Consider the following 10,437-nt stretch of genomic DNA (forward strand, 5'->3'; position numbering starts at 1 on the left):
GGGATCGCCCACGCGGTGGTCACACGTTTTGGGATGCGCTCTGAGCGGGGTGTCGGGACCATGGGGACCTCTGTGTTGTATCGGGTGGGGATGCCTAGCCGCGGCGCGGCGGCCATCACCGCAGAATGGTGGCAAAGCGCGTTTGAAATCTGCCTGAGTTTGACGTTGAGGTTGCTGTCGCGGCGCCGTCATCTTTTTACGGAACGGCTACACCCCGGCAGCACAAACACAGCGCCCCCCCTGCCACTTCGGCACAGATTTTTGGCGGCCGCAGCGGCTAGTCTTGTCTGGCGAGAACGGAATGCCCCGGGCAACTAAGCCGACAAGGACATTTCGGCCGCTAACGTAAAGGATCCGAGGATCCAGCCATTTGGAGAGGAACACAGCCGTGCGTGCCTTTGACGACTTTCGTATTGCCAACCGCTACCGCTTCACCCTTCAGCGCCCCGCCCCCATCCGCGTGACCGATGACGACGCGGATGCCCCCGAAAGGGCCTACAAGTCTTTCCGGCGCGAAGCCAAGAAACGCAGCCTGCGACAGAAGCCCGGCATGATGCGGTGATCCGTTTCGGTCCCGACCGCTCCCCCCCCCCCTCGCCGTCGGGATCGGCGCTTCCCCGTGGTCCCCCTCCCCCCCACCCTAAGACCACGGGCCGGCCGCGAAAGCGCCGCGGCCACGCCAGCCGCCAGGGCAGATCTTGCCCTGGCGGTCTTTTTTGCAAGGTCGTCTGCCCGGCTGTAACGTGGTAGGCGTCGTCAAGTACACCCACCGGGCCGCGCAGTATGTCTCCAGCCTTTATCTTCGAGGATCACGTTCTCGCCGTCCGCAAGAATCGGTGGACGCTCTGGCAGGAGGGCCTGCTGAGCTTCGCCCTGGTCGCCGGCGTGACGGGGGTGGCCTTCGCTCTGGATCGCATGGGCTTTCCCTCACCCGAATCGCTGGGGATCCTGTTTGTCCTGCCCGTGCTGTGTGCGGCGGTTTTCTTCGATCTCAGACTGGCTCTGGCGACCGTGGGGCTGAGCGTCATCGCCTATCATCTGGTGCTGAGCGCCGCCTATGGTTCGCTGGATGTCAGCAATCCGCAGGTGCTCGCCAAGGTCGTTGTCCTGTTGACGGTCAGCCTGGTCGTCAGCGCCCTGGCCACGCGCCTGCGCCGGATAACGCGCGAGGGCCAAACCCGGGAAAACTTTCTGACCGACCTGTACCAGCTCAATCAGGATCTGATCGGCAAGACCTCCGTCGACGACGTCTGCGCCGCCGCTGAACACCGCCTGTCGGTCATCCTTCAGGCGCCGTGCCGCATCCACCTGAAACCGTCGTCCGCGCTCGATCCGGTTTTTGTCGAGGTCATGACCCGCCGCCAGCCGGCCGGCCAAGGTCAGGCGATCTCTGGCGAAGACCCGCGCCTGATCCTGCCCCTGGGGGAGGCGGACGATGTCGCGGGCGTTCTGGTGTTTGAACCACGCGCCGGCCTCCCGCCGGTCGCGGATACCTTCCCGCAGCGCTTCCTGTCGACCCTGACGGGGCAGGTCGCTCTGGCCATCAGCCGCGCAGCCCTGACCGAGGCACGCACAGAACAGGTCCGGCAAGCCGACCGCGAACGCTTCATGAGTGCCATGCTGTCGTCTTTGTCGCATGACTTCAAGACGCCGCTGGTGGGTATCATCGGCGCGCTGGAAGCGCTGCAGGGGCGCGTCGATGACACGGCGCACGAGATCGTCGGCGACGGCCTGGCGGAGGCGCAGCGACTGAACCGCTTTGTCATCAACCTGATCGAAATGAGTCGTCTGGAAACCGGTATCCGGCCGAAATGCGAACCCGTGCATATCCGCGACGCCCTGTCGGGTGTTCTGCGCACCCTGCGCCCACTCATCGGCCACCAGACCTTTCGCATCGAGATCGAGCCGGGCTTCCCGCTCCTGAACGTCAACCCATCCATGTTTGATCTGGTGCTGTTGAACCTCATCGAAAACGCGCTGAAATACGGCCCGGCCGAAGGCGCCATAACGATCGGTGCACGGCAGACAGCCGATGGGGTGGTGATCGATATTGACGATGATGGCGAGGGCATCGCCCCCGCCCAGCGCGATCTGGTCTTCACGAAGTTCTACCGCGCCGTGGACGGCGACCGCAAGATTGCCGGCACGGGACTTGGGCTGTACATCTGCCGGGAGATCATGGACATCTATAGCGGGAGCGTCGAAGCCGTCGATCCGCCGGACGGCACCGGCGCCTGTATGCGCCTGAGCCTGCCCACCGACGCTACATTGCTGGTAACCCTGCCCGAGGAGGAGGTCGAATGAACGGATTGCAGCCCAGGATCCTGGTCATTGAGGACGATCCTCAGATCCGCAAATTCCTGACCATCACGCTGACCTCGCACGACTATACCGTCATTCCGGCTGAGACCGGGCGCGAGGGCGTGCGTCTGGCCACGTCGGTGAAACCCGATGCTATCCTTCTGGATCTGGGCTTGCCCGATATGGACGGCACCGAGGTCATCTCCATGGTCAGAAGCTGGTCCAAGATGCCGATCCTTATCGTGTCCGCCCGCGACCACGAGGACGACAAGATCAAGGCCTTCGACATGGGCGCCAATGACTTTGTCACCAAGCCGTTCGGAACGGGCGAGTTGCTGGCGCGGTTGCGCGCTGCCCTGCGGGATTCGCTGCTGGCGGTGGCAGAAGATACGGTTGTGCGCGCCGGTGACCTGTGCATCGACCTGACAGCGCACAAGGTCACGGTGCGTGACATTGCCATCAAGCTATCGCCCAAGGAGTTCGCCCTGCTGAAGGTCCTGGCCATGCACGCCGGCAAGCTTCTGACCCACAAATACCTTATGCAAAAGGTGTGGGGCGACGCCTATGTTGAGGACAATCAGTATCTGCGCATCTATATCGCGCAATTACGCCAGAAGCTGGAGCTGGATCCGGGCCGCGACCAGTTTATCGTCAACGAGCCGGGTATAGGCTACCGGCTGGAAGCGTCAGGGGTCACCAAGGGTCAGGCGTGAAGGCGAGGATCACGCGCCGCGCATCCGATCAAGGCTGTCGATAATGTGACGCGCCAGCATCGCGCCGGCTGGGCCAAGGCCGTCGGCGGTCAACATGGCGATCTCGGCATCGGCGAGGTCGGGCAGGCCCAAAGCTTCGTCCGCCACCTTGACGCCTTTTGGGATCATGTTTGCCGGCAGGACGCTGATCCCGAGCCCCGAACGCACAGCCGCCAGGGTGCCGGTCAGGCTGGGGCTGGTGTAGCCGATGCGCCAGGCGCGGCCGTGGCGCGCCAGCGCCGCCAGAGCCCGTGCGCGATAAATGCAAGGGGGCGGCGACAACGCGAGGGTCAGGGCTAAATCCTTATCCGACGTAACCTTTTCGCTATTCCGTTCCCCCGTCACCCAGACCAGAGGCTCACGCCACACCCGCACACCGCCGTCCACCGTCTGGGGATCGCGCTTAACCAGGACGATGTCGTGCTGTCCGGTCTCGAAGGCCTTCACCAGGTTCAGGGTCAGATCGCAACTGATGTTGAGCAGCACACGCGGATGCAGGGCGCGGAAGGCAGCCAGGACTTCCGGAAGATAGTGGGTGGCGAAATCTTCAGGTGTGCCGACACGAATTTCTCCCTCGACCTCGGGTTCGTGCAGCCGCGAATGGGCCTCGCGATGCAGGTCCAGGATCGAGCGCGCATACCCCAGAAACACCTCGCCATCGTGCGTCAGTTTTACAAGGCGCTGGGTCCGGTAAAACAGGGGACGGCCAACACTGTCCTCCAGACGGCGTATCTGCATGCTGAGCGCAGACTGGCTTCGGCCAATCTTCTGGGCAGCACGGGTGAAGTTGAGAGTCTCCGCGAGCGCCAGGAAGGCCTTCAAAGACTGACTGTCGGTATCGAATGGCAAAAGTCTCATCCATAATTCGAATAACTGATATGAAAATAATCCATTTCTCGAATGACGGCAATTGCGTTACCCGGCGCCCATCCTGGAGGGTGCAAATGAGTTTTTCCCTGTTGCAAGGCATCGTATCGGCGCCGGTTTTGTTTTTTGGTCTGGGCGTTCTGGCGGGAATTGTGCGTTCCAATTTGAGCGTTCCGCGCAGCATCAGCCAATTCCTGTCGATCTTCCTGATGATGGCGATCGGCCTCAAGGGCGGCATGGCGCTGAGGGCCGAAGGGGCGCTGAGTGCCGACTTCGCCGCTACGCTTGGCTTTGGCATTCTGTTTGGTTTGCTTCAGCCGGTTATCGGCTATGGCTTGCTGAAATTCACGACTTCGCTCGAAAGGGCAACGGCGGCGGCGACAGCAGCGCACTACGGGTCGGTCAGCGTTGTGACCTTCGCGACCGCCGTCAGCTATCTCGACCTGCATCATGTCGCCTATGCCGGCTACATCGTCGCGGTTGTGGCCGCGATGGAGGCGCCGGCGATTATTTCCGGCCTCATGCTGGCGCGGGACCAGGAACGACCTCACAAGTTCAGTCATTTACTGGCGGAGACGGCGACCAACGGCGCTGTTCTGTTGCTGATCGGTGCGCTGGTGATTGGCACCGTCGTGGGATCTGCCAAGATGACCAGCGTTAGCGCCTTCTTCATCGATCCGTTCCAGGGCATACTGTGCCTGTTCCTGCTCGACATGGGGCTGACGGTCAGCCGAAACCTCAAACATATCCGGCAGTTCTCGCCGGCGCTCCTGGCCTTTGGGCTGTATATGCCGCTGATTGGCGCGGCACTCGGCATGGGTGCCAGCCACCTTATCGGCCTAGACGTGGGGACCACCTTTTTGTTCACGGTCCTGTGCGCCTCCGCTTCGTATATCGCCGTCCCCGCAGCCATGCGGGTCGCGCTACCGCAGGCCCAGCAGGCGATCTACATACCGATGAGCCTGGCTGTGACGTTTCCGTTCAATATCCTGATCGGCATTCCGCTGTATTCGTATCTTACAAGTCAATGACGCCCATGTTGGAGCCTTTGCTGCGCCGAATGGCAGCCTCCGCACGCTGGTGATGTGCCGAGAATGGGCATTCGCTTCGTCGTGTTCGAAACTTGACTTGAGATCCATATATCACTTAATCATGATATATGGATAAGACGCAAACCCTGGAAGCTTTAGCAGCCCTGAGCCAGGAGACACGGCTGGATGTGTTTCGGCTGTTGGTTCAGGTCGGGCGTGAGGGCATGGCCGCCGGGGAAGTCGGCGAGCGGCTTGGCGTGCGGCAGAACACCATGTCCGCCAATCTGTCTGTGCTGGCCCATGCCGGGCTGATCCGCAGCACGCGGGAGGGGCGCAGTATTCGCTATTTCGCCGATATGGCCGGCGTGCAGGGGCTGCTGGGGTTTCTCATGGAAAATTGCTGCGGCGGGGCGCCGGAGATGTGCCAGCCGGTCATCGCCAAGCTCACCTGTGGGTGCTGAGACATGTTTACGATCTCGCGCAAACTGTTCGCGGAAGGCCTGGGCACGGCCTTGCTGTTGGCGATCGTCGTCGGCTCAGGGATCATGGGTGAAAGCCTGGCTGGCGGCAATACGGCCATCGCCTTGCTGGGCAATACCCTGGCGACCGGCGCTGGCTTGGTGGTGTTGATCACCATCTTCGGGCCCATATCGGGGGCGCATTTCAACCCGGTCGTGACTCTGGCCTTCGCGGCGCGGCGCGAGATCGGCGTGAAACCGGCCATCGGTTATATCCTGGCGCAGGTGGCAGGCGCCATTATCGGCGTGTGGATGGCCCACGCCATGTTCGGCCAGGCGTTGGTTCAGGTCTCAACCAAGCTGAGGGACGGGCCGTCGCTGGCGTTCTCTGAAGCCGTTGCCACCTTCGGGCTGATGGCAACGATCTTTGGCTGTGTCCGGTTCAAGCCCGACTTTACGCCGATGGCCGTCGGCCTCTACATCACCTCCGCCTACTGGTTCACATCGTCGACCTCGTTTGCCAATCCGGCGGTGACCTTGGCGCGCAGCCTGTCCGACAGCTTTGCCGGCATTGCGCCATCGTCGGTGCCGGTGTTTATCGCAGCCCAGGGCGCCGGTGCGGCGTTGGGCGTCATCGTCTTCGGCTGGCTGCTGAGCCCGCCGGCCCTGTCAAATTCCAGCCAAGTTGAGAGCGAACAATGAGCGTCACCATCTATCATAATCCTGACTGCGGCACCTCGCGGAACGTCCTGGCCGTTATCGAAGCGGCCGGCTACGCGCCCGTCGTCGTCGAATACCTGCAAGCCGGTTGGGAGCGCGAACCGCTTGTGAAGCTGCTGGCCGATGCCGGCCTGACGCCGCGCCAGGCTTTGCGCGAGACGAAGTCTCCCGCAAAGGAACTGGGGCTGCTGGAGCCGGGCGTCAGCGACGAACAGATTCTGGCTGCCATGATGAGCACGCCGGTGCTGGTCAATCGGCCGTTTGTGGTGACGCCCAAGGGCACAAGGCTGTGCCGGCCGTCGGAAATCGTCCTCGACCTGCTGGAGAGATGGCCGGCAGGGCCGTTCTACAAGGAAGACGGCGCGTTGATGATCGATGTCGGGGGGCAACGTATCTGATTAACGCTGACGTCCTCAACCGGTACAAGATGGCCATTATGTGATAAATTTGGCTGAAAGGGGGATAGTCAATGTGGGAATGGCTCAAACGGCTCTTGGGATTGTCAAAAACGTTATCCATTAACTGGCTGGACGAAGATGCACTACCACGCCCGCCGTCGTCGCCGGGCATCATGTTCTGCCGCCAGCCGCCGGCGCCCTTGGATAAAAGCTGTCTCAGCTTTTTCGGCGGCCTGCCGATAACGCCTGCAGATTTTCAGTGGCCGACCTCGCCTTATCCGGCCGTCGCGGATGGCTCGTCCGGCGTCAGCTTCCTTGGTCAGATCGATATGGCCACCCTGCCGGACAGTGAACTACGCGGCCTACTTCCCTCACAGGGAATCCTCTATTTCTTCTTCGATTGGCAGATCCCGTATTTTAAGAGGGTCGATGGTGGCCATACCGTCCAGTATCACAATGGCGACGCGGCGAGCTTTCAAGAGACGTCAGCACCTGACGACCTGCATATTCTTCACTACAAGCGATATAGCAGCGAACAGAATGCCTGGTTCCGATTCCACAAGGAGGGAAGCCTTGCTCCCAAAGCCTTCCTGAAAACCCGCATTACGTCGGCCGTGATCGACACCTACGAGATATCTCACCCCGGTTATGAAGGGTATCACCGTCCGGAAAACCTCGGCCTGAGACTTCGGGATAAATCCGTCTTCGATGCCTTCGGTCCCTATTCAGAACCGCCACCCCCGCCGCCTGACGACGGTGGCCTTGCCTTTCCGTGTCCACGGTTTCCCCAGGCGTGGCTGTATGTCGACCACGTCGCCGACGAAATATTGCACAGGCTGGGCACCGTTATCGGCCAATTTGAAGATGACAAACGCGCAGCGCGGAACTGGATAGAAAAGGCCCGGGCTCAAGGCGTGTTTTCCGCCATACCCGCTTCGGAGCGGGGTCTTTTCCGTTCCTAGTGCCAAGGTGTGGAGCGCAATAAAGAGCTTGCCATAGACCGCGAAGAGCAGAGCTTGGACAAGTTGCTGGAACAGGCGGCTCTAGCATGTACCGGCCCTTTGATGGCGGACCCGGCAACCTCGGGCCTGATCAGTTCACGTCTTCGGACCCTCACCCGCCGGCTTCATCACGCCATCCAGCCGGGCTACGCATTCGACGACATCATCGCTCACCAAATGTTGGGGATCGTACCAAATAGGGAAGAGGTTATGGAGGACCTGAGCCGGACGCATTTGCTTCTGATGCAGTTCGATAGTGACCCCGGCATGGAGTTTGAGCTTGCAAACGGAGGAACCTGCCAGTTCTGGATCACGCGTGAGGACTTGACGGCCCTGCGCTTTGACCGTGTCGTCGTGACACTGGACCTCTAAAAAAGCCCCGGATCGCTCCGGGGCTCCTTTGGTCGTGAGGGTTCAAGTTATTGGCCGCCCTGGGAGACGGATTCCAAAGCGTCGTTCTGGGCCGTCAGGGTAGAAAGCGTCGCCGAGGCGAAGGTCTTCACCGAGTCGTCCGAGGCCGTGGTCGCGAAGCTCTGGTAGAAGGTGGCACTGTCATTGCTGACCTGGCCCTGGAGTTCCAGATATTTGGCGTCGAAGTCCGCGCCAGCGAGAGTCTGGAGGTCCGCCAGCTTCTGCTTGTACTCTTCGTTCCAGTTCTGGTCGAATTCCATATCCGAGGTCGAGGTCTGGATGGCCGTAACCATGGCCGTGCGGGTCTTCAAGCCGTCATTCAGAACCGATTGCGCGGTGTCCTTGATGTCCTGGGTCGAGCCCTTTTCGACCGCCAGTTGGGCGGCGGCGATGCTGAACTCGTTCGCCAGGTAAGCCTGCTGCATGAAGGCCTTCGGCGCCGAGGCATCGGCCGTGGTCGTCGTGTCGGGCGCTGCGGCATCGGGCGTCGTCTGGGCGACGTCGGCGGCGGCGTCAGGATTGGCCGGCGGGGTGGCGGGAGTCTCTACAGCCGGCTCGGTCGGGGCGGTGGGGTTCGGGGTTGCTGTGGTGTTGGGGGCTTCGACGGTCGGTGCTGGCGTGGTGGACGGTGCCACCGATCCCGGGACCGTTGCCTGGGACGGAACGGGCGCGGCCGGATCGGTCGCCATGGTATCCTGCGCGGTGGCGCTCAGCGCCGACGCGGCGGCAATAGCGGCAAGAATACCTGTGATCTTATAAGCTAAACGTGCTTTCATAGCAGTCTCCTTGGTAAAGCGAGGGTTACTGTTCGACAGCCCCAAGCAGGACGCATAATATGTCAGCGTGAAGAGGTATTAATGTGACATCAAAGGGCTATTTCAGCAAATATAGACTGTGAAGGATCTAACCAAAAAATCAGTATAGCGTAAACATACTGTGATATTTGGCGAAATTTGGCCATTCTATGGCAGTTGTTGGGAATTACTGAGTTTTAAACTGTAACTTTGGAGGCTACGGCTCAGACGGTAAGATACCCCTCCACCCCTTCGCCCCACCCCTCCCCATGAAATGGGGAGGCGTGAGTTCGTGACACCCTTTGCGATAGCCATGCTCCACTGGTTTAGTTATGCAAAAAGCGCCGGAGCGGGGCCCGGCGCTTTCTTAGGGTTGCGTTAACCGTAACAAACTCACTTGGCCTTGGCGACCTTGGCCGGCGCGGAGATGGCCGGGTGAGACTTGAAATATTCGCGCAGCGATTCAGCAGCTTCGGGCTGGTTTTCAGTGCAGTCCTCCAGCATGAAGCCCAACAGTTCGGAAAAGTGAGAAAAATTGGCGCGGTAGATGATGGAGCGGCCGTCGCGGTAGGCGGACAGCAGACCGGCACCCGTCAGAATGCTCAGGTGGGTCGAGGCCGTGTTGGCCGGAATGCCGTTGCTTTCAGCGATTTTGCCCGCCGCCATGCCATCGGGCCCCGCCTTTACGATGGTGCGGAAAACATTCAAACGCCCAGGGTGCGCCAGGGCAAAAAGGTTAACCACAGCATCTTCGCTTGTCATAATTCTACCTAACCGGAACCGACCTCTAAACTCAACTTTCTACTATTACAAAACTATGGAAACATAAAGGCGACAACGAAAATAACGTCGGTTCATCCCCATCTTCATCAATTGTTAAACCGCAAAAAGAGCGTGCCCCGCTCCCCGCGAGACACGCTCAGGTTTTGCCCTTCACTTTATTCGATAAGCCTTGGTTATGATGCCAGGCGGAGGTGGTTTTCGCCCATACGCTCAAGGCGCGCGCCGATGGCTTCACTTTCCAGCGCGGCTTGCGGCAGGTTGGCCAGGACATCGATGCGGCCAGCCAGGACGTCAAAGACGTCGGCATAGGCCGCCGCGATCGTTGCCGACGAGCCCATGACGTCGCAGGGATCCGGCAGGTGCCAGTCGATAACGGCCGGATTGCCCTTGAATTGGGGGGTACGCGAACTGCCGCGGCGATCCGGGCAGAGGCGGATGACGATATCGAAGGCGGGATCGTACTTGCCCATGACCGCGGTGATCGGCTTGGTCGCCAGGCGCGACGGGTTGTAATTGATCTTATGCAGAAGAGCGAGCGCATAGGGACTGATGGCCGGAACCGGATCATAGCCGGCGGACCAGGCTTCAAAACGCCCGGCGCCGAGCCGGTTGAGAAGCGCCTCGGCCAGGATCGACCGGGCCGAATTATGGGTACACAGGAACAGGACATTGAATGTCCGCAAGCCACTCGTCGTCATACGCCAACCGCCCTCTCGCTGATGAAGCGTTTTGCTTCGCCCTAGTAGAACGAAGTTATCAGTGAAGAATAAGGAAGCCGTTGAGAAGAACGGTTAATTTGACATGAATGTCAAAACTGTTGATTGGATTGGCCTTGGCTCGGACGACTGCATGCAGAGTTTGGGTGACTTTGATTCTTGGGAGGATGGCCGCACCAACCCCTCACCCCTACCCTCTCCCCTC

Annotated in this window: 13 protein-coding genes; 9 read left to right on the forward strand and 4 right to left on the reverse strand. The window is 60.4% G+C overall.

What is annotated here, in order from left to right; all coding sequences use genetic code 11:
- The first annotated feature begins 388 nt into the window (after positions 1-388).
- The 3 genes from ABI_RS25240 (at position 389) to ABI_RS13675 (ending at position 3,014) form a co-directional block, all read left to right on the forward strand.
- Positions 389-562, forward strand: a complete 174-nt coding sequence (locus ABI_RS25240; protein ID WP_006273606.1) for a hypothetical protein — start codon at positions 389-391, stop codon at positions 560-562.
- Positions 563-783: 221 nt separating this feature from the next.
- A complete protein-coding gene (locus ABI_RS13670; RefSeq protein WP_006273607.1) occupies positions 784-2,304 on the forward strand; it encodes a sensor histidine kinase in 1,521 nt (506 codons plus the stop codon).
- Positions 2,301-3,014, forward strand: a complete 714-nt coding sequence (locus tag ABI_RS13675) for a response regulator (protein ID WP_006273608.1) — start codon at positions 2,301-2,303, stop codon at positions 3,012-3,014. The genes ABI_RS13670 and ABI_RS13675 overlap by 4 nt, the downstream gene beginning before the upstream one ends.
- A gap of 9 nt (positions 3,015-3,023) precedes the next feature.
- Here the strand turns inward: ABI_RS13675 and ABI_RS13680 are convergent, their stop codons facing one another.
- Entirely contained in the window at positions 3,024-3,911 is an 888-nt protein-coding gene (locus ABI_RS13680) for a LysR family transcriptional regulator (RefSeq protein WP_006273609.1), read from the reverse strand.
- Here ABI_RS13680 and ABI_RS13685 point away from each other — a divergent pair.
- The 6 genes from ABI_RS13685 to ABI_RS13710 all read left to right on the forward strand — a co-directional run bounded on the left by ABI_RS13685 (position 3,896) and on the right by ABI_RS13710 (position 7,900).
- Positions 3,896-4,951 (forward strand): sodium-dependent bicarbonate transport family permease, encoded by a 1,056-nt coding sequence (locus tag ABI_RS13685; RefSeq protein WP_245531354.1) that lies wholly within the window; start codon positions 3,896-3,898, stop codon positions 4,949-4,951. The genes ABI_RS13680 and ABI_RS13685 overlap by 16 nt on opposite strands.
- A gap of 128 nt (positions 4,952-5,079) precedes the next feature.
- Positions 5,080-5,412 (forward strand): ArsR/SmtB family transcription factor, encoded by a 333-nt coding sequence (locus ABI_RS13690; RefSeq protein WP_006273612.1) that lies wholly within the window; start codon positions 5,080-5,082, stop codon positions 5,410-5,412.
- A 3-nt stretch (positions 5,413-5,415) separates the two neighbouring features.
- Complete coding sequence (locus ABI_RS13695) at positions 5,416-6,111, forward strand: MIP/aquaporin family protein (RefSeq protein WP_006273614.1); 696 nt, start codon at positions 5,416-5,418, stop codon at positions 6,109-6,111.
- Positions 6,108-6,527, forward strand: coding sequence for an arsenate reductase (glutaredoxin) (arsC, locus tag ABI_RS13700; protein ID WP_006273615.1), 420 nt, complete (start codon positions 6,108-6,110; stop codon positions 6,525-6,527). Before ABI_RS13695 ends, arsC begins: the two co-directional genes overlap by 4 nt.
- 71 nt (positions 6,528-6,598) lie before the next feature.
- Positions 6,599-7,489: a DUF1963 domain-containing protein gene (locus ABI_RS13705; RefSeq protein WP_006273616.1), complete on the forward strand. Its 891-nt coding sequence runs from the start codon at positions 6,599-6,601 to the stop codon at positions 7,487-7,489.
- A gap of 54 nt (positions 7,490-7,543) precedes the next feature.
- Positions 7,544-7,900, forward strand: a complete 357-nt coding sequence (locus ABI_RS13710) for a DUF1963 domain-containing protein (protein ID WP_006273617.1) — start codon at positions 7,544-7,546, stop codon at positions 7,898-7,900.
- 47 nt (positions 7,901-7,947) lie between these two features.
- Here ABI_RS13710 and ABI_RS13715 read toward each other — a convergent pair whose 3' ends face one another.
- From ABI_RS13715 to ABI_RS13725, 3 genes are all read right to left on the reverse strand, one after another.
- On the reverse strand, positions 7,948-8,715 hold the full coding sequence (locus tag ABI_RS13715) for a DUF4142 domain-containing protein (protein WP_006273618.1): 768 nt from the start codon (positions 8,713-8,715) through the stop codon (positions 7,948-7,950).
- 411 nt (positions 8,716-9,126) lie between these two features.
- Positions 9,127-9,477: an ArsR/SmtB family transcription factor gene (locus ABI_RS13720; RefSeq protein WP_006273619.1), complete on the reverse strand. Its 351-nt coding sequence runs from the start codon at positions 9,475-9,477 to the stop codon at positions 9,127-9,129.
- 212 nt (positions 9,478-9,689) lie between these two features.
- Positions 9,690-10,214, reverse strand: a complete 525-nt coding sequence (locus tag ABI_RS13725; RefSeq protein ID WP_006273620.1) for an arsenate reductase ArsC — start codon at positions 10,212-10,214, stop codon at positions 9,690-9,692.
- Positions 10,215-10,437 lie beyond the last annotated feature (223 nt).

It is taken from the genome of Asticcacaulis biprosthecium C19 (genome assembly GCF_000204015.1).
Classification (GTDB): domain Bacteria; phylum Pseudomonadota; class Alphaproteobacteria; order Caulobacterales; family Caulobacteraceae; genus Asticcacaulis; species Asticcacaulis biprosthecius.

Bases quoted from the DNA above. Each gene is read 5' to 3' on its own strand.
- ABI_RS13670 (WP_006273607.1), top strand. From the start codon at position 784: ATGTCTCCAGCCTTTATCTTCGAGGATCACGTTCTCGCCGTCCGCAAG.
- ABI_RS13675 (WP_006273608.1), top strand. From the start codon at position 2,301: ATGAACGGATTGCAGCCCAGGATCCTGGTCATTGAGGACGATCCTCAG.
- ABI_RS13685 (WP_245531354.1), top strand. From the start codon at position 3,896: ATGGCAAAAGTCTCATCCATAATTCGAATAACTGATATGAAAATAATC.
- ABI_RS13680 (WP_006273609.1), bottom strand. From the start codon at position 3,911: ATGAGACTTTTGCCATTCGATACCGACAGTCAGTCTTTGAAGGCCTTC.
- ABI_RS13690 (WP_006273612.1), top strand. From the start codon at position 5,080: ATGGATAAGACGCAAACCCTGGAAGCTTTAGCAGCCCTGAGCCAGGAG.
- ABI_RS13695 (WP_006273614.1), top strand. From the start codon at position 5,416: ATGTTTACGATCTCGCGCAAACTGTTCGCGGAAGGCCTGGGCACGGCC.
- arsC (WP_006273615.1), top strand. From the start codon at position 6,108: ATGAGCGTCACCATCTATCATAATCCTGACTGCGGCACCTCGCGGAAC.
- ABI_RS13705 (WP_006273616.1), top strand. From the start codon at position 6,599: ATGTGGGAATGGCTCAAACGGCTCTTGGGATTGTCAAAAACGTTATCC.
- ABI_RS13715 (WP_006273618.1), bottom strand. From the start codon at position 8,715: ATGAAAGCACGTTTAGCTTATAAGATCACAGGTATTCTTGCCGCTATT.
- ABI_RS13725 (WP_006273620.1), bottom strand. From the start codon at position 10,214: ATGACGACGAGTGGCTTGCGGACATTCAATGTCCTGTTCCTGTGTACC.